17 protein-coding genes are annotated in these 21,826 nt (G+C 64.7%); 8 read left to right on the top strand and 9 right to left on the bottom strand.

Annotated features, from left to right (window positions below; all coding sequences use genetic code 11):
* Positions 1–32 precede the first annotated feature (32 nt).
* Together ACIP1G_RS21600 and hemB are read left to right on the top strand one after the other, a co-directional pair.
* Positions 33–926, top strand: coding sequence for a PA4780 family RIO1-like protein kinase (locus ACIP1G_RS21600; RefSeq protein WP_400740622.1), 894 nt, complete (start codon positions 33–35; stop codon positions 924–926).
* A gap of 234 nt (positions 927–1,160) precedes the next feature.
* Positions 1,161–2,135, top strand: coding sequence for a porphobilinogen synthase (gene hemB / locus ACIP1G_RS21595; protein ID WP_201203840.1), 975 nt, complete (start codon positions 1,161–1,163; stop codon positions 2,133–2,135).
* A 147-nt stretch (positions 2,136–2,282) separates the two neighbouring features.
* Here the strand turns inward: hemB and ACIP1G_RS21590 are convergent, their stop codons facing one another.
* On the bottom strand, positions 2,283–3,617 hold the full coding sequence (locus ACIP1G_RS21590; protein ID WP_400740620.1) for an MFS transporter: 1,335 nt from the start codon (positions 3,615–3,617) through the stop codon (positions 2,283–2,285).
* Positions 3,618–3,677: 60 nt separating this feature from the next.
* Complete coding sequence (locus ACIP1G_RS21585; protein WP_400740618.1) at positions 3,678–4,997, bottom strand: NAD(P)/FAD-dependent oxidoreductase; 1,320 nt, start codon at positions 4,995–4,997, stop codon at positions 3,678–3,680.
* A gap of 423 nt (positions 4,998–5,420) precedes the next feature.
* On the opposite strand from ACIP1G_RS21585, the gene proP reads away from it, so the two are divergent.
* Positions 5,421–6,923, top strand: a complete 1,503-nt coding sequence (proP, locus tag ACIP1G_RS21580) for a glycine betaine/L-proline transporter ProP (RefSeq protein ID WP_400740616.1) — start codon at positions 5,421–5,423, stop codon at positions 6,921–6,923.
* On the opposite strand, the gene ACIP1G_RS21575 is transcribed toward proP, so the two are convergent.
* The 3 genes from ACIP1G_RS21575 to treS all read right to left on the bottom strand — a co-directional run bounded on the left by ACIP1G_RS21575 (position 6,924) and on the right by treS (position 10,676).
* The gene (locus tag ACIP1G_RS21575; RefSeq protein ID WP_400740615.1) at positions 6,924–7,625 is read right to left on the bottom strand and encodes a YoaK family protein; all 702 of its coding nucleotides are present in this window, start codon (positions 7,623–7,625) and stop codon (positions 6,924–6,926) included.
* Between the two features lie 9 nt (positions 7,626–7,634).
* Positions 7,635–8,264 carry a riboflavin synthase subunit alpha gene (locus ACIP1G_RS21570; protein WP_400740613.1) on the bottom strand — a complete coding sequence of 210 codons (630 nt, stop codon included), beginning with the start codon at positions 8,262–8,264 and terminating at the stop codon, positions 7,635–7,637.
* Positions 8,265–8,609: 345 nt separating this feature from the next.
* Entirely contained in the window at positions 8,610–10,676 is a 2,067-nt protein-coding gene (gene treS / locus ACIP1G_RS21565; protein ID WP_400740611.1) for a maltose alpha-D-glucosyltransferase, read from the bottom strand.
* Positions 10,677–10,793: 117 nt separating this feature from the next.
* Between treS and ACIP1G_RS21560 the strand changes: the two genes are divergently transcribed.
* Complete coding sequence (locus ACIP1G_RS21560; RefSeq protein ID WP_400740687.1) at positions 10,794–12,023, top strand: 3-hydroxybenzoate 6-monooxygenase; 1,230 nt, start codon at positions 10,794–10,796, stop codon at positions 12,021–12,023.
* 410 nt (positions 12,024–12,433) lie between these two features.
* Here the strand turns inward: ACIP1G_RS21560 and dmpG are convergent, their stop codons facing one another.
* From dmpG to ACIP1G_RS21540, 4 genes are all read right to left on the bottom strand, one after another.
* Positions 12,434–13,456: a 4-hydroxy-2-oxovalerate aldolase gene (gene dmpG, locus ACIP1G_RS21555; protein ID WP_400740609.1), complete on the bottom strand. Its 1,023-nt coding sequence runs from the start codon at positions 13,454–13,456 to the stop codon at positions 12,434–12,436.
* Between the two features lie 10 nt (positions 13,457–13,466).
* The gene (locus ACIP1G_RS21550) at positions 13,467–14,390 is read right to left on the bottom strand and encodes an acetaldehyde dehydrogenase (acetylating) (protein ID WP_400740607.1); all 924 of its coding nucleotides are present in this window, start codon (positions 14,388–14,390) and stop codon (positions 13,467–13,469) included.
* Between the two features lie 21 nt (positions 14,391–14,411).
* Positions 14,412–15,203 carry a fumarylacetoacetate hydrolase family protein gene (locus ACIP1G_RS21545; protein WP_400740605.1) on the bottom strand — a complete coding sequence of 264 codons (792 nt, stop codon included), beginning with the start codon at positions 15,201–15,203 and terminating at the stop codon, positions 14,412–14,414.
* Positions 15,204–15,280: 77 nt separating this feature from the next.
* Complete coding sequence (locus ACIP1G_RS21540; RefSeq protein WP_400740603.1) at positions 15,281–16,054, bottom strand: glucose 1-dehydrogenase; 774 nt, start codon at positions 16,052–16,054, stop codon at positions 15,281–15,283.
* 199 nt (positions 16,055–16,253) lie between these two features.
* Between ACIP1G_RS21540 and ACIP1G_RS21535 the strand changes: the two genes are divergently transcribed.
* The 4 genes from ACIP1G_RS21535 (at position 16,254) to ACIP1G_RS21520 (ending at position 21,815) form a co-directional block, all read left to right on the top strand.
* A complete protein-coding gene (locus tag ACIP1G_RS21535; RefSeq protein WP_400740601.1) occupies positions 16,254–17,441 on the top strand; it encodes an acyl-CoA dehydrogenase family protein in 1,188 nt (395 codons plus the stop codon).
* Between the two features lie 26 nt (positions 17,442–17,467).
* Complete coding sequence (locus tag ACIP1G_RS21530; protein WP_400740599.1) at positions 17,468–18,490, top strand: 2Fe-2S iron-sulfur cluster-binding protein; 1,023 nt, start codon at positions 17,468–17,470, stop codon at positions 18,488–18,490.
* A 20-nt stretch (positions 18,491–18,510) separates the two neighbouring features.
* Positions 18,511–20,103, top strand: coding sequence for a FadD3 family acyl-CoA ligase (locus ACIP1G_RS21525; protein ID WP_400740597.1), 1,593 nt, complete (start codon positions 18,511–18,513; stop codon positions 20,101–20,103).
* A gap of 71 nt (positions 20,104–20,174) precedes the next feature.
* On the top strand, positions 20,175–21,815 hold the full coding sequence (locus ACIP1G_RS21520) for a DUF1302 domain-containing protein (protein ID WP_400740595.1): 1,641 nt from the start codon (positions 20,175–20,177) through the stop codon (positions 21,813–21,815).
* Positions 21,816–21,826 lie beyond the last annotated feature (11 nt).

Below are 21,826 nucleotides of genomic sequence, written 5' to 3'. Positions count from 1 at the left end.
GCCATTACAGCCAGGACCCCGAACGCAGCCTGATGAAGACACCCAAAAGAATCGAACCCTTGATCGAAGACGGCCTGGTCGATGAAGTACTGCGGCCGCTGATGAGTGGCAAGGAAGCCGCCGTGTATGTGGTGCGCTGCGGCAGCCAGGTACGCTGCGCCAAGGTCTATAAAGAAGCCAACAAGCGCAGTTTCCGCCAGGCCGCCGAGTACCAGGAAGGCCGCAAGGTGCGCAACAGCCGCCAGGCCCGGGCCATGGCCAAGGGCAGCAAGTACGGCCGTAAAGAGGCCGAAGATGCCTGGCAGAACGCCGAAGTGGCGGCACTGTTCCGTTTGGCCGGTGCTGGTGTTCGGGTGCCCAAGCCCTACGATTTCCAGGACGGCGTGTTGTTGATGGAGCTGGTGACCGATGCCGACGGCGACGCGGCCCCGCGCCTGAATGATGTGCACCTTGAAGCCGAGGATGCCCGCGACTTCCATGCTTTCGTCATCCGCCAGATCGTGTTGATGCTGTGTGCCGGGCTGGTGCATGGCGACCTGTCCGAGTTCAACGTGCTGCTCGGCCCCGATGGGCCGGTGATCATCGATTTGCCCCAGGCAGTGGATGCGGCAGCCAACAACCATGCCTTCAGCATGCTGCAGCGCGATGTGGACAACATGGCCCACTATTTCGGGCGCTTCGCCCCGGAGCTGAAAAGCACCCGGTATGCGCAGGAGATGTGGGCGTTGTATGAGGCCGGCAAGTTGCTGCCCGATACCGCATTGACCGGGTTGTTCGAGGAAGATGAGCATGAAGCTGACGTGGGCGGGGTGATGCGCGAGATCGATGCCGCCCGGCTGGATGATGCCCGCCGCCGTGCCGCTCGCGCCGAGGCCGAACATGGGCCGGCCAAGGCAGAGGAGCCGACGCCGCCTTGGCTTCAGTAATATGTTGCCTGTACGGGCCCTTTCGCGGGTAAACGCGCTCCTACAGGATTACCTCAGGCTCGAATGCTGCGGGGTCCTTGTAGGAGCGGGTTCACCCGCGAAGAGGCCGGCACAGGAGAACTATGCCTCAGGCCAGTCATTGCCTTTGATGCAAGACAATATCTCGTCATTTGCCCTTTTCACTGGCGCGCCACAGGCATAAGGTATACGCCGTTCAAATTCCCTGGAGCTGTCATGTCCAACCAATTCCCGTCCGTTCGTCCCCGCCGCCTGCGCCAGAACGAGTCCCTGCGCACGATCTTCCAGGAAACCGAGTTCCGCCTTGAAGACCTGATCCTGCCGATCTTCGTCGAAGAGGGCATCGATGACTTCGTGCCGATCACCAGCATGCCTGGGGTCAACCGCATTCCCGAGAAGCTGCTGGCCCAGGAAATCGAGCGCTATGCCCGCGCCGGTATCAAGTCGGTGATGACCTTTGGCGTGTCGCACAACCTGGACGCCGTTGGCAGCGACACCTGGAACGAAAACGGCCTGGTGGCGCGCATGTCGCGTATCTGCAAGGACACCGTGCCGGAAATGGTGGTGATGTCCGACACCTGCTTCTGCGAATACACCAGCCATGGCCACTGCGGTGTCATGCACGACCACGGCGTGGACAACGACGCGACCCTGGCCAACCTGGGCAAGCAGGCAGTGATTGCCGCTGCTGCCGGTGCCGACTTCATTGCCCCATCGGCAGCGATGGACGGCCAGGTACAAGCGATCCGCAGCGCGCTGGATGGCGCCGGCTTCCACGACACCGCGATCATGGCCTATTCCACCAAGTTCGCCTCGTCGCTGTATGGCCCGTTCCGTGAAGCCGGCGGCACTGCCCTGAAGGGCGACCGCAAGAGCTACCAGATGAACCCGATGAACCGCCGCGAAGCCGTGCGCGAGTCGCTGCTCGACGAGCAGGAAGGGGCGGACGTACTGATGGTCAAGCCGGCCGGTGCCTATCTGGACGTGATCGCCGACATCCGCGCCGCCTCGCGCCTGCCGCTGGCGGCGTACCAGGTAAGTGGCGAGTACGCGATGATCAAGTTCGGCGGCCTGGCCGGCGCCATTGATGAAGGCCGGGTGGTGCGTGAAAGCATTGGCGCAATCAAGCGTGCCGGCGCCGACCTGATCCTGACCTACTTCGCCATGGACCTGGCCCGCGAAGGTATCTGATCCTCCAAACCATGCACAGGCCCTGTAGGAGCGGCCTTGCGTCGCGATGGGCTGCGCAGCAGCCCCGGCGATTTGTGCATGGTCCGAGATCTCGGGGCTGCTGCGCAGCCCATCGCGACGCAAGGCCGCTCCTACAAGGGTCAGCGTTTAAAGGGCCGCCGCTTCCTGCAGGCTCATCGACTTGGTCTCCGGCGCCAGCACCAGCGACACGGCCAGCCCCAGCATGGTAATGGCGGTAGCCGCGAACAGGGTGTTGGCAATGCCGAACTGCTCCAGCGAAATCGGCACCAGCCAGGTACCGATGGCCGAGCTGAACGCCGCCAGCGAGGCACCCATGCCCACCGCGAAGGCGCGGATTTCAGTAGGGAACAGCTCGTTCGGGTAGACGAACTCCAGCACCTGCGCGCCGCCGATAAACAATGCGTAAGCGCCAAATAGCGACAGCACCACCCAGCCCTGGGCATCCGGGAACAGCCCCAGGCCCAGCAGTGCCAGCCCCGACCACAGGAAGCTGTGGATGATGATGGTGCGCCGCCCCAGATAGTTGATCAGCCACGTCGCGACGCAGCAGCCGAACACCAGGATCAGGGTGATCCCTATCGAGCCGTAGGCAGCCAGGTTGCCAGTCAGCTGCAGTGCCTGGAACAGCTTGGGCACGAAGGCATACACGGCGAACAGCGGGATCACCGCGCAGGCCCAGAACATCACCACGAACAGGATGCGCTTGCCATAGCCGGCACGCAGGGCGTCGATGAACGACATGGCTTCACCCGAGGCGCCGTCATCGCTGATATTGCGCAGCGAGAAATTCCGGCCATAGACCTTGCGGATCACCCGTTCAGCCTCTTTGCGGCGACCTTTGCTCAGCAGCCAGCGCGGTGATTCCGGGGTACCCAGGCGCGCCATCAACAGCAGGCCGGCAATGATCGCCGGGCTGGCCATGACCGTGCGCCACTGCTCGGGGCCGGCATCGGCCAGCATGAAGTTGCCGGCAATGTACGCCAGCGCGGCGCCGACGAACCACAGCACGGTCAGCAGCGACAGCCGCGAACCCCGCGATTTCTGCGAAATGAACTCGGTCAGCAGCGAGCCGGCAGCGGTGTATTCGATACCGACAGCCAAGCCGCACAGCAGGCGCAACAACGACAGGGCCAGCGGGTCCTGGACCCAGAGCATGGCTACCGAAGACAGCATGACAATGGCCGGGGCGACGAAAAACAGCTTCTGCCGGCCCACGCGGTCGGTCAGCCAGCCGCCGAAGAAGCCACCGGCGAACACGCCAAGCAGCGCCATGGCGGCGACCATGCCTTGCCAGAAGCCGCTCAATTGCAGCGAGGCCGACATGGGAATTGTGGCTACGCCAATGATGCTGAGGATATAGCCGACCATCACCCAGCCCAGCCCGGTACGCAGGGTGAGCAGTTGATGGAAGCTGTTGATTTCAACGTCGTCAATCATGACGGGTGGTGCAGTGGAACGCATGATGCTCTCTTGATCTGTTGGTAATGCGGTGCAGCAGGGGCGGGCACAAGGCCCGCAAGCTCAGACTTCCAGGCCGGCGCGGAACTGGCCCCACTTGAGCACCGAGTTCACGCCGATGGACAGGAACGGCTGCGGCGGGGTCTTGTTCGGGCCCGGCGACGCCAGCAAGAAGTCGATGTGCTCGTTGCGCTCGCCGGCCAGCCAGTCGGCCAGCAGCTTGCCGGTGGCGGTGCCGCGGGTGATGCCCAGGCCGTTGCAGCACAGCGCGCCATACACGTTCGGCGCCAGCTGGCCGAAGAAGCCTTCGTGGTTTTCCGACAGGCAGATGGCGCCGCTCCAGGAGTATTCGAACTCGACATTGCCGAGCATCGGGAAGCGCCGCTCGAACGACTTGCGGTGGGTGGGCAGGTGGCCCTGCAGGGCGTTGGCCCGTGGGCGGCCGTCCGGGTAGAAGTTGAAACTGTTGCGGATCAGGATGCGGTTGTCGGCGGTGCGGCGCACGGTGCTGCCGAACGGGTGCGCAGGGATTACGCCCCACACGGGCTGGCCACCCAGGCGGGCCTGCTCTTCGGCCGTTAGCTGGCGGCTAAGGCTGGCGTACAGGAAGGTTGGCAGCAGGCGGCCCTTGAGGAAGCCGAACGCCGAGGCGAAGCCGTTGTTGGCCAGGATCAGCTTGTCGGTGACGATGCTGCCACGCTCATGCACCAGGGTGATCTTGCCGCCCTGGTCGATCGAGGTGATCGGCGTGTTTTCGTACAGGGTGACATTGGCTGGCAGGTTGTCGGCCAGGCCCTTGACCAGTGCCGAGGGCTGCAGCAGCAGGGTGCCAGGGATGTGCAGGGCCTTCTTGTAGTACGAGGTGCCGATGTGCGCCGGCAGGTCTTGCTCGTCGATCAGGGTGGAGCTGCAGCCGATCTTCTCCAGGCCACTGCGGTAGGCCTCTAGGATGGCAATGCCCTTGGCACCGACGGCGGCCTGGTACTTGCCAGAGTCGGACATCTGGCAATCGATGCCGTTGCGCTCGACGATGTCGCGCAGGTAGTCCTGGCCGAGGGTGTTCAGGCGCAGGATCTTGGTTGCCGTGGTGACGTCGCCGATGTAGTCCTTGGCACCGATATCGTGCGGCACATCAATGGCAAAGCCGGCGTTGCGGCCGGCGGAGCCAAAGCCGACTTCCTGGGCTTCGACCAGCACGATCTCTTCATTGGGGAAGTTCAACGCCAGCTGGCGCGCCGCTGCCAAACCGGTCAAGCCAGCGCCGACGATGGTCCAGCGCGCTTCCTTGCGACCCGTATGGCCCGGGCGCGGTTGACGCTTGGGGCTGGTGTGGTACCAGCCCGGACGGGCGTCATCACCAGGTAACGAAGTGATTTTTTGCATTTTTATACTCCGATAAACGAACTAGCACGGTGCATGCCGCAGGTGGCACATCGGCCGTCGAGTGCGACATTTCGTCATTGTCTATCGGTGTTATACATATTGTCTACTATGCGTTGAGTGGCACCTTCTCCTCTGTAGGAGCGGCCTTGTGTCGCGATGGGCTGCGCAGCAGCCCATGATCTCGGTTACTGCACAGATTGCCGGGGCTGCTGCGCAGCCCATCGCGACACAAGGCCGCTCCTACACAGGTACAGCGTGAGCCCGAAACCTGCACAGTACCTATGTAGGAGCGGCTTTAGCCGCGAAGAGGCCAGTGCAGGAGACCCCACACCAACACCCCACACAAAAATTCAGTAAGCGCTGAATTATTTAGCGCCCCGTTGTATCTGAACCCTTACAGCATTCATCGACAGGGACACGGGCATGAAACCTCGCAAGAAAAGCCTCCAGCCAATCGGCCTGAAGGACATCACCATCGTCGACGACGCCAAGATGAAGAAGGCGATCACCGCCGCCGCGCTGGGCAATGCCATGGAGTGGTTCGACTTCGGCGTGTATGGCTTTGTCGCCTTCGCCCTGGGCAAGGTGTTCTTCCCCAACGCCGACCCCAGCGTGCAGATGATCGCGGCGCTGGCCACATTCTCGGTGCCATTCCTGATCCGGCCGCTGGGCGGGCTGTTCTTCGGCGCCTTGGGCGACAAGTTCGGTCGGCAGAAAATCCTCGCCGCAACCATCGTCATCATGTCGCTCAGCACCTTCGCCATCGGCCTGATACCGTCGTATGCCAGCATCGGCATCTGGGCGCCGATCCTGTTGCTGCTGGCCAAGATGGCCCAGGGCTTTTCGGTGGGCGGCGAGTACACCGGCGCATCAATCTTCGTCGCCGAGTACGCCCCCGACCGCAAGCGTGGCTTCCTTGGCAGCTGGCTGGACTTCGGTTCGATTGCCGGCTTTGTGCTAGGCGCAGGCGTGGTGGTGCTGATTTCCACCATCCTGGGCGAAGCGCAGTTCCTTGAATGGGGCTGGCGCCTGCCGTTTTTCCTGGCCCTGCCGCTGGGCATCATCGGCCTGTACCTGCGCCATGCGCTGGAAGAAACCCCCGCGTTCCAGCAGCACGTCGACAAGCTGGAGCAGGGCGACCGCGAAGGCCTGGCCTCGGGGCCCAAGGTGTCGTTCAAGGAGGTGGCCACCCAGCACTGGCGCAGCCTGGTGACCTGCATCGGCGTGGTGATCGCCACCAACGTCACCTACTACATGCTGCTGACCTACATGCCCAGCTACCTGTCGCACAACCTGCATTACAGCGAAGACCATGGCGTGCTGATCATCATCGCGATCATGGTCGGCATGCTGTTCGTGCAACCCATCATCGGGCTGATGAGCGATAAATATGGCCGTCGCCCATTCATCGTGGTGGGCAGTGTCGGGCTCTTTGCCCTGGCCATCCCGGCTTTCATGCTGATCAACAGTGGTGCGCTTGGGCTGATCTTCTCCGGATTGCTGATCATTGCCGTGCTGCTTAATTTCTTCATCGGTGTGATGGCGTCGACCTTGCCGGCGATGTTCCCCACGCACATCCGCTACAGCGCACTGGCCGGTGCCTTCAACATTTCGGTGCTGATAGCCGGGTTGACCCCGACGATCGCCGCCTGGCTGGTGGAAAGCAGTGGCAACCTTTACATGCCAGCCTACTACCTGATGGTGATCGCCGTGGTCGGCCTGGTCACCGGCCTGACCATGAAGGAAACCGCCAACAAGCCATTACGCGGCGCGGCACCGGCGGCGTCGGACATTCAAGAGGCGCGTGAACTGCTGCAAGAGCACCACGACAACATCGAGCAGAAGATCGAGGACATCGATGCACAGATCGCCGAACTGGAAGCCAAGCGCAAGCTGCTGGTGCAACAGCACCCGCGCATCGAGTGATCAGCGCGGCATGTAGCCCCGCTGCCAGGCGCGCGGGATAAACCGCGACACCAGGGCCAGCACACAGGCCAGCGCAGAGCTGCCGGCCAGCGCCTGCAGGCCCAGGTGTTGCTGCAACCAGGCACCCAGTGCGGCGCCCAGCAGCATGCCGGCCCAGGGCACCAGCTGCACCCGCCAGCCATTACGCCGCTCGCCCAGCAGCCAGCGCCCCAGGCCACGGCCGAAGCGCGAAAGGGCGCCGGTGACGTAGGTCAGGCCGATGGGCAAGCCGTTTACCTGCTCGACCACGGCATTGATCATGCCCATGGCCAGGGTGGCGGCCAACAACGCCGGGAAGGTGGCCTGCAACGGCCATGCCGCGGCGAAGGCCAGCAGTGCTGCGACTACCAACAACACGGGCCAGGCCCGACGGCGGAAGCCACGCGCCAGCAGCACGCCCAGCGCGTTGCCAGCGACGAAGCCCAGTACTGCGCCACTCAGGCGCAGCACCAGGGCCAGGTCTGCTTCACTGATGGCCACCGCCAGGCGGGTGGTATTGCCACTCATGAACGACACGAAATCGCCCAGCGCCAGCAGGCCGATGGCATCGGTCATGCCGGCTAGCACCGACAGGCCGGCGACTAGGCCGAGGCCGACACGGCCACGCAAAACCTGCAGGCGCAGCCGCCTGGCCGTGCGCGCGGGGAGGGCGTTGGGCAGCACGAGCAGGCCTCAGCGCAACAGTTGTTCGCGGGCCAGGGTGCCTTTGATGGTGCGCTCCACCACATCCACCAGCACCATGGTCTGGTGGTCGACCTCGATATTGAGCAGCTCGCCTGCCTTGTAATTGGCGAAGGTGGTCTGGCGCAGGGTTTCCGGGATCAGGTTGATGGTGATCACGTTGTCCTCAACGTCGGCGACGGTCAGGCTGCAGCCGTTGACCCCGATGAAACCGCGCGGGAACACGTACTTGCCCCATTCTGGCGGCATGCGGAACTTGATGAAGGCGCCGGTTTCCTTGATCGATAGCTCGACGATTTCGGCGGTGCTGGCGATGTGGCCGGCCATCAGGTGGCCGCCGACTTCGGCGTTCATCTTCGCCGAGCGCTCGATGTTGACGCCCTGGCCAGCCTTGAAAAAGCGCAGGTTGGTGCGTTCGAGGGTGGCGGTCATGGCGTCGAACCTGACCTGGGTGCCGTCGATTTCGGTGACCGACAGGCAGGTGCCTTCGACACTGACGCTGGCGCCGATCTTCAGCTCGTCGAGCAGTTCGGGGGTGAGGTCGATGGTGAACTGGTTGTGGCCCGGGTAGGTGGTCACATCAAGCAGAGGGCGGACGGCCTGGACGATGCCGGTGTACATGGAGTTGCTCCTGGGCACGGATAGGGAAAACATCAGGAAGCTATGCCCGTGGAGCTGCAAATGCAAGTTGCCTGTACTGGCCTCTTCGCGGCTAAAGCCGCTCCTACAAGGGACTGCACGGGATTTGGAACCCGTGCAGTCCCTTGTAGGAGCGGCTTTAGCCGCGAAGAGGCCAGCCCAGCCAGTGAAGATCTAGAACTTCAACTGCCACTGCCCAACCATCGATGCTGCCATAGATCGACCTTGCCATAGCTGCCCAGTTTTACCGCGCCGGCGGCGCTCGATCGAACAGTGTCTGCTAGCGCTTCGCAGACCCTGTTGGGAGCTATGCAGGGCAATATCAGCTCACACATGCCCGCTACTGTTGACGATCCGCAGGCACAGCGCCTCATACGGGTCGAGGTTCACCAGCAACCGCCCATCCTCGGTCAAGTCGCCTTCGACCGTCTCGTTGATCATGTCCACCACCGGCCCCGGCGTGAACCCGGTCAGCAGCAGCTCCTCGGCAATCACCTCCTGGCCAAAGTTCAGCGCACTGATCTGGATGCCGCGCCCGGCCGGCAGTTCGTGCACCATCACCAGCAACCCCGGGCTGCTGACCTCGGGCACCAGCACCTGGCGGCTGGTGGCAATGCCATAGGCCTGGCGCACGGCCAGCAGCTTCTTCACCTTGCTGGCGAACGAATCAGCCTGCTCCAGCTGCTGGTCGAGGCTGCCATAAAGCGCCCGGGCACGGGGCATGCCACGCACCGACAGATCAGCCTGCGGGTCGAGCCCGGCCAGGTCGTAACCGCCGCGATGAATCCAGCGGGTATCGCCATCGGTCATCCGCTCTGCAACCAACTCGGCAGGCAAGGGCAGGGCGCCGACCAGGTCCCAGCCGGACAGCGCGACCACCCCCGGCTGCATGGCGTTGTACATGACCAGCAGCAGGTGCACCTTCTGGATCAGCTCGATTTCCGCTGCACCCACCTGTTCAAGGTTGCGCATGCCCAGTGCCGCCGCAATCAGGCTGGCGGTGGTGCAGGCAATGCCATTGGTGACGAAGCGCAAGTTGTACGGCGCATGTTCGCCCGATAGCCGCTCGTATATTTCTTCACGAATGTGCTCACGCAGAATGCCGCCGGGCAGGGTCTGGCCCTTGTACAGGTACATGTCGTGGGCGTGCAGGGTCCAGAAATGCACCAGTTCCACGGTCAGCTCGTCGTGGTTCTGCAGGGCATGGATCAGCGAGGCCGGGTCGATGCCGAAGGCGTGCATCTCCTTGAGCATCAGGCGCAGGAACTCGGTATCGCCAGTCAGCAGTGCATGCTGGTAAGCCGGCCGGGTGATGAAGTCGTAGGACAGGTCGGCACCGCCCTTGGACATCTGGGCGATATCGTCCAGGGTCAGGTTCAGCTCCTGGAAGCTGAAACCGCCGGCCTTGCGGATCATGCCGCCAAGCAACTGGTTGCCAACGATCGACAGTGGGTGGCTTTCCGACCAGGCGGTGCCGCTGGCGCGTGTTTCCACGCCGAGAAAACCGTTGGCATCCAGGCGCAGGCCGCGCGCGCCCAGGCAGTCCAGGGCATGCAGGGCATCGCCAATGATCATCTGCTGGGCGGCAAAGGTCGGGTCCAGCCAGTTCAGCGACGGCTGGCCTTCCTTGAAGTAGTGCAGGTACACCCAGCGCCTGGTCTTGCCGTCGACACCAGTGATGGGCGCGGTGGCGCTCCAGTCGGTTTCCTTGACCCCCGGCTCGAAGAAGATCACCCGTTGCAGTTGGCCGACAATGTAGTGGCGGGCCTTGAGTTCATCGCACTGGGCGGGCAGCAGGTTGACCGCATCGCGGCCGGCGGGCACTTCGGGCAGCAATGGCCAGTCTTCCTCGCGGATTTCGACCATGTGGTACAGCCCAGGGTAGGGCCCGTGGGCCATCTCTGCCAGGCGGAAGTCGGCGCCCTTGCCGGTGTGCGAGGGGATCAGGTCGTCGATGGTCACGGCGTTGTGCGCGGCGGCCATGCGGCTCATCTGGATCAGCTCCGGCTCGCTGCCGTAGAGCGGGTCGATGTCGAAGCTGATCCGGTCGAAGTTGCCGTCCACACTGGGGGTAAGCTCGCGACCGCGGATGCCGCCGGACAGCTTGATCGGGCCGGTGTGCAGGCCCTGGATGCCGATCTCCGACAGGCGCTTCCACAGCGCTTCATGGGCCAGGGCGCCGAGTACCGAGCAGCCCTCGGGGGCGATGATGGCGTCGGGGTAGACCGTCAGCCAGACCGAGGCGATTTCGGTGGCGCGGCGGGGCTGGGCTTCGGCGTAGGGCTGCTGCCACAGGCGTGACTGGCCCGAGTAAAGGCTGGCACGTTCCTGGGAAGCCTTTAGCATGGCGCGGTCTTCAAGCCATTTGGCGTATGACGGGTCGGGTTTGGTCATTTCGCGTCCTCTTTGCGTGTCGGCACCGGCTCAGGTTATGACGGCATTGTGCTCTGATCGTTCGACTCTGACCTGTGATGGCCTCTTCGCGGGTGAACCCGCTCTCACAGGTACAGCATTTCCCTCAGGTGCGGTCCCTGTAGGAGCGGGTTCACCCGCGAAGAAGCACAGAAAATCATCATCGTCGGCGGCGGCATCGGTGGCCTCGCCGCCGCCCAGGCCCTGACCGCTCAAGGTATCCAGGTGCTGCTGCTGGAGCAGGCCGACCATATCGGTGAAATCGGCGCCGGCTTTCAGCTTGGCCCCAATGCCTATGCCGCGCTGGATGCCCTGGGTGTTGGCGATGCGGCGCGCAACCGCTCGGTGTTCACCGACCACCTGATCATGATGGACGCCATCGATGCCCATGAAGTGGGGCGCATCGAAGTGGGTGAGCGCTTCCGCCAGCGTTTCGGCAACCCTTATGGCGTGATCCACCGCGCCGATATCCACCTGTCGATCCTTGAGGCGGTGCAACAGAACCCGTTGATCCGCTTCCAGACCTCGACCCATATCGCCGGCATGGAAATGGACGAGCATGGCGTCACCCTGACCGACAGCAAGGGTAACCGCTACCAGGCCGATGCGGTCATTGGCTGTGACGGCGTCAAGTCGGTGATTCGCGAACGCATGGTCGGCGACCCGGCGCGGGTCACCGGGCATGTGGTGTACCGCGCCGTGGTAGACGTGCAGAACATGCCCGAGGACCTGCGCGTCAATGCGCCGATGCTGTGGGCCGGCCCGCGCTGCCACCTGGTGCATTACCCGCTGCGTGGCGGCCAGCAGTACAACCTGGTGGTGACCTTCCACAGCCGTAACGAGGAGCAGTGGGGTGTGACCGATGGCAGCAAGGAAGAGGTGCTGTCGTACTTCGAAGGCATTCACGAGCGGCCGCGGCAGATGCTTGACCGGCCGACCTCCTGGCGCCGCTGGGCTACCGCCGACCGCGACCCGGTGGCGCAGTGGGGCGAAGGGCGGGCCACCCTGCTGGGCGATGCCGCGCACCCGATGACCCAGTACCTGGCCCAGGGCGCGTGCATGGCGCTGGAAGATGCCGTGGTGCTGGGGCAGGCGGTGAAGGCCTGCGAGCACGACTTGCAGGCGGCGTTCCGTTTGTACGAGTCGATCCGCATTCCGCGTACGGCGCGGGTGCTGTGGTCGGCGCGGGAAATGGGCCGGCTTTACCATGCCAAGGGCGTTGAGCGGCTGGTGCGTAACCAGCTGTGGGAAGGGCGCTCGCAGGCGCAGTTTTACGATGCGGTGCAGTGGTTGTATGGCTGGAATATTGATACCTGCCTGAAACACTGAGCCCAGGCTCGGCCTCAATACTTTGTGGGAGCGGGCGAGCCATGATGCCGGTCAGTCAAGAAAAGGCAAGGTGTTCTCCGTGCCTTTAGCAGCGCCTATTCGATCGAGCGCCGCCCGCGCGGCGCTTCGCGGCTAAAGCCGCTCCTACGTTTGTTTCGGGCCAGTATCGCCTGTACCAGGCGCGCGCGACCGCCTTGTTTGTACGACGCGATATCGAGCCATGCGCCAAGGCGTTCGCGCGCAAATCCCACAGGAATAATTGGCCCGAAACAAACGTAGGAGCGGCTTTAGCCGCGAAGCGCCGCGCGGGCGGCGCTCGATCTCACAGGCAACCAAAATCCCAAGGCAAGCCCCCGTCAGCCCTTACCGCTTAACTGACTGGCAATAGGGCTTGTCCCGCAAAAGGCCCTTCAGGCCCTGCGCTTGGCCAAGGTCATCGCGGTGTCTTCGATCATGTCCTCCTGGCCACCCACCATCCCGCGCCTGCCCATCTCCACCAGAATTTCCCGCGCCGACACGCCATACTTCTGCTCGGCGCGCTTGGCGAACAGCAGGAACGAGCCATACACCCCGGCGTAGCCCATGGTCAGCGCATCGCGGTCACTGCGGATCGGGAAGTCCATGATCGGCACCACCAGGTCCTCGGCCACGTCCTGAATGGCGAATACATCTACCCCGGTCTCGATGCCCATGCGCTTGCACACCGCCACCAGCACCTCCATAGGCGTGTTCCCGGCCCCGGCGCCTAGCCCCGCGCAGGCCGCATCGATACGGCTGGCCCCGGCCGCGATCGCGGCAATCGAGTTGGCCACACCCATCGACAGGTTGTGGTGGCCATGGAAACCGATCTCGGTCTCCGGGCGCAGCGCAGCACGCATGGCCGCCACCCGCTCACTCACCTGGTGCGGCAACAGATAGCCCGCCGAATCGGTCAGGTAGATACAGTTGGCACCGTAGCTCTCCATCAGCTTGCCTTGGCTGGCCAGGCCCTCGGGGCTGTTCATGTGCGCCATCATCAGGAAGCCCACGGTGTCCATGCCCAGGTGCCGGGCATGGGCGATGTGCTGCTCGCTGACATCGGCCTCGGTACAGTGGGTGGCCACCCGCAAGGTGCTCACGCCCAGGCCATGGGCCATTTTCAGGTGCTCCACCGTGCCGATCCCCGGCAGCAGCAACGCCGAAACCTTGGCCTGCTTCATCAGCGGGATCACCGCCGACAGGTAGGCCTCGTCACTGTGCGCCGGGAAGCCATAGTTGACCGAGCTGCCGCCCAGGCCATCGCCATGGGTCACCTCGATCAGCGGCACCCCGGCGGCATCCAGGCCGCAGGCGATGCGCTGCATTTCATCCAGGCTGATCTGGTGCCGCTTGGGGTGCATGCCATCGCGCAGGCACATGTCATGTACGGTAATGCGTTTGCCGTTGAGGTCCATGCTCAGCTCCTTAGGCCAGGGCAGTGGGGGCAGGGTGCAGCACCAGCTCGCCCTTGAGGATTTCCTCGGCGAACAGCTCGGCAGTACGCGCCGCTGCCGCCGTCATGATGTCAAGGTTGCCGGCATAGCGCGGCAGGTAGTCGCCCAGGCCTTCCACCTCCATGAAGATCGACACGCGCTTGCCGTCGAACACCGGCCCGTTGACCAGCCGGTAGCCCGGTACATAGCGCTGCACCTGGGTGATCATTGCCTCGATGGCAGCGCGGATCGCGTCCTGGTCGGGTTCGTCGTCGGTCAGGCAGTGCACGGTGTCACGCATGATCAACGGCGGCTCGGCCGGGTTGATGATGATGATTGCCTTGCCCTGCCTGGCGCCGCCCACCTGTTCCACTGCACTGGCGGTAGTGCGGGTGAATTCGTCGATGTTCTTGCGCGTACCCGGGCCTACCGATTTAGACGCAGCGGTGGCGATGATCTCGGCATAGGCCACCGGCTGCACGCTGGACACCGCTGCCACCAGCGGGATGGTCGCCTGGCCGCCGCAGGTGACCATGTTCACGTTCATCACCCCCAACCCGAGGTTGGCCTTGAGGTTGACCGGTGGCACGCAGTAGGGGCCGATGGCCGCCGGCGTGAGGTCGATCATCAGCACGCCAAGGGCATTGAGCTTGTGGCTGTTCTGCGCATGCACGTAGGCCGAGGTGGCATCGAAGGCGATCTGGATGTTGTCGTCGAGCACATGCGGCAGCAGGCCATCCACGCCGTCTGCGGTGGTTTTCAGGCCCATTTCGCGGGCGCGTGCCAGGCCTTCGGAGCTGGCATCGATGCCAACCATCCACACCGGCTCCAGTACCTCGCTGCGCTTGAGTTTGTACAGCAGGTCGGTGCCGATGTTGCCCGGCCCGATCAATGCACATCGGATCTTCTTGCTCATGTTCATGGCTCCAGGGAAAAGTCAGGGCACGAAGCGCAGGCTGGACTGGCCCAGCCCGCTCATGCTCAGGCTGATACGGTCGCCGGCGGTGACCGGCACCAGCGGCGCCAGGGCGCCGGAAAGGATGATTTCGCCGCGGCGGAACGGGATGCCCAGCTCGCCGAGGGTGTTGGCCAGCCAGGCCACCGCCGCGCAGGGGTGGCCCTGTACCGCCGAGCCCAGGCCGCTGCCGGCCGGCTGGCCGTTCTTCAGCAATTGCATCTGCACCTTGGCCAGGTCCAGCGTGCGCGGGTCCAGGCGTTGCTTGCCAAGGGCGAACACGCCGCACGAGGCGTTGTCGGCCACGGTGTCCTGGATGCGGATCTGCCAGTCGTCGATGCGTGAGTCGACGATCTCGAAGCAGGGCATCACCCACTGCGTCGCGGCCAGCACGTCCTCGGCGGTAATGCCTGGGCCGTGCAGGTCTTCGCCGAGCATGAAGGCAATCTCACCTTCGGCGCGCGGCTGGATCAACTGGTGCCGGGCCAGGCTGACCTCGCTGCCATCCTCCACCTGCATGGCGTCGGTGAGAAAGCCGAAATCCGGCTGGTGCACGTCGAGCATTTCCTGCACGGCGCGGCTGGTGACGCCGATCTTCTTGCCAACCACGCGCTCGCCCAGGGCTTCGCGCCGTTGCAGGAAAGCCAGCGAGATGCGGTAGGCCTGGTCGAGGGTCAGGGCCGGATAGCGGCGGGTCAGTGGTTGCAAGGTCTGGCGGCCGCGCAGGGCGTCGAACAGCTCGTCGCCGAGCGCTTGGATCAGATGGGCGTCCATGGCGGGGGCTCTCTGTGGGAGGGAATAAAAAAAGCCGGCCCGAGCAAAAGGGAGGCCGGCTTGAGAAAACGGGAATGTCAGCCGACCCAGACGCTGGAATCGGCACCACCGTCGACGTCGATGATCTTGCCGGTGACCCAGGCGGAAGCCGGCGAGGCCAGGTACAGCACAGCGGCGGCGATATCTTCGGGGCTGCCCAGGCACTGCAGCGGGGTGTTGGCTTCCATGGTTTGGCGCATGGCGGCCGGCATCACGCTGTTCAGCGCGGCAGTCAGGGTAGGGCCGGGGGCCACCGCATTGACCCGCACCTGCGGCGCGAAGTCCTGGGCCAACAGGCGGGTCAGGTGGCTGAGCGCCGCCTTGGCCGTGCCGTAGGCGCTGAAGTGGCGCTGCGAGTAGCGCGCCGCCACCGAGCTGATGTTGACGATGTTGCCGCCACCGGCGTCGCGCATCAGCGGTACGCACAGCTGGCAGAACGCATAGGCACTGGAAACGTTGAAGCGCAGGATCTCGTCGAACAGCTCCGGGCTCAGGCTGAGCGGGTCGTTGGGGCCACCGCCGCCGACATTGTTGACCAGGTGGGTGATACGGCCGAGGTGCTCGTGGCTCTGGCGGACCAGGGCCTGGCGCTGCTCGCTGTCATTGACATCACAGGCGAACGCCAGTGCATTGCGCCCCAGCGCGCGAATTTCCTCGGCCACTGCCTGGACATCATCCAGCGAACGCGCAGCGCATACCACATCGGCGCCGGCTTCGGCGTAGGCCAGGGCAATGGCGCGGCCGATGCCACGGCCACTGCCGGTGACGATGGCGACGCCGCCGTCGATACGGAATCGTTGCAGGATGCTCATGGCGGTTTCTCCTCTTTGGGGCTCAGGGCACTGGATGGGGCTGACTATGGTCATGCCAGCGCGGGCGTACATCGTCTCAACGGACTAGCGCCCAGGGCGCGCCAGCACTAGTCCGCTTTGACGATGAACGATCGCCTGGCCGCCTTGATGATCGTTCCCAGCTCGCGCAGTGGCGCAGCGAGACCGGGAGAGACCAGTGATGCACAGCTTGCGAGAAAAGACCCAGGAAGAAGTCGAACTGATCGAACGAGCGCGGCGCTTGCTGCCACAGCTCAAGGCCCGCGCGGCACAGGCCGAGCGCGACCTGCGCATTCCCGACCAGACCATCGACGATCTGCAGGCGGCGGGTTTGCTGCGCGCCCTGCAGCCGCGCGCCTTTGGCGGCTACGAAGTCGACCCGCGGACCTTCTTCGAAATCCAGATGATCCTCGCCGAAGGCTGCATGTCGACCGCCTGGGTCTATGGCGTAATGGGCGTGCACCCCTGGCAGGTGGCGCGCTACCCGATCGAGGCGCAGCGCGAGGTCTGGGAGCAGGACCATGGCGCGCTGATTTCCTCTACCTACATGCCGGCGGCCAAGGTCAGCGTGGTGCCGGGTGGCTACCGCATCAGCGGGCGCTGGGGGTTCTCCAGTGGCAGTGAACATTGCCAATGGGTGTTGCTGGGCGGCATCCTGCCGGCCGATGGCGACTTTGCCAGCGAGCATGGCACCTTCCTGCTGCCGCGCGCCGACTACCGTATCGAACCCAACTGGGATGTGCTGGGCCTGCGTGGCACCGGCAGCCACGACATCGTGGTCGAAGATGCCTTCGTCCCGGCCCACCGCGTGCAACGCACCAACAACTGGCAGATCGAAGCGACCCCGGGGCGCTTGGTGAACACCAACCCGATCTATGCCATCCCGTTCGCCCAGGTGTTCTCCCGCGCGGTCTCGACATCGGCCATTGGCGCCTTGCAAGGGGCAATCAATACCTTCCGCGAGAACGCCGCCCAGCACATCGGCAAGCACGGCGCGCGCACCGCCGACGACCCGGTCGCGCAAACGGCGGTGGCCGAGGCGGTGATCACCGTCGACAGCCTCAAGCTGGTACTGGAGCGCAACTACGAGCACCTGATGCAACTGGCCCGTGCCGGCGAGTACCCAGACACCGAAACCCGCCTGCTGTACCGCTACCAGTCGTCCTACGTCACCAATATCTGCGCCGAGCGGGCCAGCGACCTGCTGCGCAGCATGGCCGCGTCGGGCTTGTACAACAGCAACCCGGTGGCGCGGCTGTTCCGCGACCTGCACCAGGCGCGCGGGCACATCGCCAACAACTTCATGGCCTACGGGCGCAGCTTCGGTGCGGTGCAGCTGGGCCTGCCCAACCCCGATCCATTCGTCTGAGCCGGGTGACAGCGAGTACCTGAACCATGAATGACTATCTTGCCTTGCGCGTGGCGCGGGTGATCGAGGAAACCGCCGACGCCCGTTCGCTGGTGTTCGACGTGCCCGAGTCGCTGGCCGAGCGCTTTCGCTACAAACCGGGGCAGTTCCTGACCCTGCGCGTGCCGTTCGACGGCGGCTGGCTGCCGCGCTGTTATTCGCTGTCGAGCACGCCGCTGCTCGACGAGCCACTGCGGGTGACCATCAAGCGGGTGCGTGACGGGCGCGCTTCGAACTGGCTGTGTGAGCAACTGCAGGAAGGCCAGACCCTGGAGGTACTGCCGCCGGCCGGGGTGTTCGTGCCGCGCGACCTGCAAGGCGACTTGCTGCTGTTCGGTGGCGGTAGCGGGGTGACGCCGGTGCTGTCGATCTTGCGTTCGGCGCTGCTGGCCGGGCAGGGGCGGGTGCTGCTGATCTATGCCAACCGCGACGAACACTCGGTGATCTTCCGCGATGAGCTGCGCATGCTGGCCGCCGTCCACCCACAGCGGTTGCAGGTGGTGCATTGGCTGGACTCGCTGCAAGGCGTGCCGAGCGTGGCGCAACTGGCCGAGCTGGCCCGGCCAATGCTCGATGCCCAGGCCTTCATCTGCGGCCCGGCACCGTTCATGGATGCCGCCGTGCAGGCGCTGGCCAGCCTCGGCATGCCTGCTGGCCGGGTGCATGTGGAGCGCTTCGTGTCGCTGCCGGGTGAAGGCGAGTTGCCCCAGGCCAGCCAGAGCGAGGCGGCAATGGCTGCGCAGCTGGCGGTACGGCTGGATGGCGCCGACCACAGTCTGGACTGCGCCAGCGGCGAGACGCTGCTCGATGCCATGCACCGCGCCGGCCTCAACCCGCCCAGCGCTTGCCGCGTGGGCGGTTGCGCCTCGTGCATGTGCACCCTGGAGAGCGGCGAAGTCGAGTTGCTGCACAACGATGCCCTGGATGCCGGCGAACTGGCCGAAGGCTGGATCCTGGCCTGCCAGGCGGTCCCCACCAGCCCCGTGCTGCGTATCCGCTTTCCCGAGTGATGCCGATGAGCGAACTTCGCATGAATCCGATTCTGAACACTGCTGCGCCTGCCACCATTGCCCAACTGCTGTTCGCCAGTGCGCAGCGCTTTGCCGGCCATATCGCCATCGAAGAAAACGGCGAGCGCCTGGACTACGCCGACCTGCCAGGGCAGGTGCTGCAAGTTACCCGCGGCCTGATGGCGCTGGGCATCCAGCCGGGTGACCGGGTTGGCCTGTGGGCCCCCAACGGCCGCGAGTGGATCCTGGCGGCGCTGGGCATTCATTGCGCCGGCGCAGTGCTGGTGCCGGTCAACACCCGCATGAAGGGCGCCGAGGCCGCTGATGTGCTGGGCCGCAGTGGTTGCCGGGTGCTGTTCGTGCAGCAGCGTTTCCTGGAGGTCGATTACCCGGCATTGCTGGCGCCGCATCGCCCGGCCACCCTGGAGCATCAGGTGATCTTCGCCTGCGAGCAACCAGCAACCACGCAGGACCTGAGCTACGCGCAGTTTCTGGTCGGCGCCGCGACCATCGAGAAGCTCACGGCCGAGCGCAGGGCCCTGAGCATCCAGCCCGAGGCCATCTGCGACCTGCTGTTCACCTCGGGCACCACCGGCAAACCCAAGGGGGTGATGAGCGCCCATGGGCAGAACCTGCGCGCATTCTCCGAGTACGTGCGGGTGCTGGGGCTGGTGCCGGGCGACCGCTACCTGATCGTCAACCCGTTCTTCCATGCCTTCGGCTACAAGGCCGGCTGGCTGACCTGCCTGATTGCCGGGGCAACCATTCTGCCGCACGCGGTATTCGATGCCGAGGCAGTGTTCCAGCGTATAGCCCGCGAGCGCATCAGCGTGCTGCCGGGGGCGCCGACCTTGTACCTGTCGCTATTGGCCCACCCGCGCCTGGCGCAAACCGACCTGTCGAGCCTGCGCATTGCCGTGACCGGCTCGGCGAGCATCCCGCCCAGCCTGATCGAGCGCATGCGCAGCGAGCTGGGTTTCAGCGTGGTCACCACCGCCTATGGCCTGACCGAGTGCGGTGGCCTGGCCACCCTGTGCGACCCGCAGGCCCCGGCCGAAGTCATTGCCGGCACCAGCGGGCGGCCCCTGCCAGGCACCGAAGTGAGCATCCGCGACGCGGCCAACCGCGCCTTGCCCCAGGGCGAGACCGGGGAAATCTGCCTGCGCGGCTTCCACATCATGCAGGGGTATTTCCAGGACCCGGCCGCCACCGCCGAGGCCATCGACGCCGAGGGCTGGTTGCACACCGGCGACGTCGGGCGCCTGGACCCGCAGGGCAACCTGGCCATCACCGACCGCCTCAAGGACATGTACATCGTCGGCGGCTTCAACTGCTACCCGGCAGAGATCGAAGCCGCGCTGCTGGCGCACCCGGCCATCGCCCAGGTGGCGGTGATCGGCATAACCGATGCGCGCATGGGCGAGGTGGGTTGTGCCTGTGTGGTGCTGCGCGAGGGGCAGCAGCTGGACGAGCAGGCGCTGATCGGCTGGAGCCGCGAGCGCATGGCCAACTACAAGGTACCGCGCCAGGTACGGTTCTTTCCGGCGCTGCCGCTGAACCCGTCGAACAAGGTCGCCAAGAACGACTTGAGGGCTGTGGTGGCCCAGGTATGAGCGCCGCCGTGGCCCAGGCCTGAAGCTTCAGCAAACGGACCAACAAAACAATAACAAAAAAGGAGAGCAGCATGTCTACGTCGAACACGGGCCTGGCCCGGCGCCGCTGGCTGGCCGTGGCCATCGGCCTGGCCAGTGGTGGCGCGAGCGCCGGGCCAACCCTGGAGCTGGGGGAGGACACCACCCTGGACTCATCGCTCACGGTCAACTACACCGCGTCGATGCGTACCGCCAAACAGGCCAACCAGTACCTCAACGACATCAACAACGACGACGGCACGCGCAACTTCAAGCGCGGGTCGTTGATCACCAACCGAGTCAGCCTGTTCGGTGAACTGCGCCTGCGCCATGACAACGTGGGCGCCGTGGTACGCGGCAGCCACTTCTACGACGATGTCTACCACGAGCGCAACGCCAACGACTCGCCGCAGACGGTGAACAAGGTCGGCCGGCCGGATGCTTTTGTCGAGGACACCCGGCGCCTGAGCGGCAGCAAGGCGCGGCTGCTCGATGCCTATGTGTATGGCAACTACGAGCTGGGCGAAACCCAATATCTGTCGGTGAAAGCCGGCCGCCACCTGGTGGCCTGGGGCGAGAGCCTGTTCTGGGCCAACATCAGCCAGGGCCAGGCGCCGGTGGACGCGACCAAGTTCAACGTGCCGGGCACCGAGGCCAAGGACGCCTACTTGCCGGTAGGCCAGGTGTCGGCCTCCTGGTCGTTGAACGAGGACCTGGCGCTGGTCGGCTTCTACCAGTACGAGTGGGAAAAGACCCAGCTCAACCCGGTCGGCGACTACTTTGGCAGCGACACCTTCGGCCCCGGTGCCGAGTTCTTCCGGCTCAATGCCGGGGTGATCGACAGCCTGCCCGACAAGACCTTCACCGGCGTCAACTATGCCGGCGAGGTCAAGCCCCGTGACGGCGGCCAGTGGGGCATGGGCGTGCGCTACCGGGTCACCGAGAACACCGAGGTGGGGCTGTTCCACTACCGCTATCACGAGCGAGTTGGCTCGCTGTACTTCGACTTCACCGGGCAGACCCAGTACTCGTCGAACTCCCGCATCAGTGCGCGCTCCAACACCGGCGCGGCGCCGGCCTACCGCCTGGGCTACTTCGAGGACGTCGAGCTGACCGGGGTGAGCTTCAGCTCCAAGGTTGGCGATTCGGTGCAGTACGCCGGCGACCTCAGCTACCGCAACGGCGCCTCGGTGTACCTGAACAATGGCGCGCCGACCACCGGGCAGATCTGGCAGGGCAACCTCAACGCCTCGTACATCCTCGGCCCGAGCTGGCTGGCCCAGCAGACCACCTTCATGGGCGAAGTGGTGCACCAGTACATCGAGGGGGTCGACACCCTGGTCATCAGCGGCGGCGGAGCCGGCGTCGATGGCCGTTTCGACAAATTCCAGTCCAGCACCCAGACCCGTGGCTCGACCCTGCTTGGCGTTGGCGCCTACATGGACTACCCGTCCATCGCTGACGGCCTGGACCTGACCACCCGGGTGGTCTGGCAGCAGAACGTCGACGGCAGCGCCTACCAGGGCCTGGGCCGCAACGAGAAGCGCCTGACCGTGGGTGGCGATTTCAAGTACCTGGGCAACTTCCAGGTCGGCCTCACCTACGTCGCCTACCTGAGCTCGCCGGACGTCGCCCAGGGCCGCCTGCTGGCGGACCGCGACTACCTGTCGTTCAACGCCAAGTACACCTTCTGAGCCCTATTGCA

Origin of the sequence: Pseudomonas sp. NPDC089392 (genome assembly GCF_044749595.1) — a bacterium.
Lineage (GTDB): Bacteria > Pseudomonadota > Gammaproteobacteria > Pseudomonadales > Pseudomonadaceae > Aquipseudomonas.
Note: the sequence above shows the minus strand (reverse complement) of the source record. Positions and strands in the feature narration are given on the sequence as shown.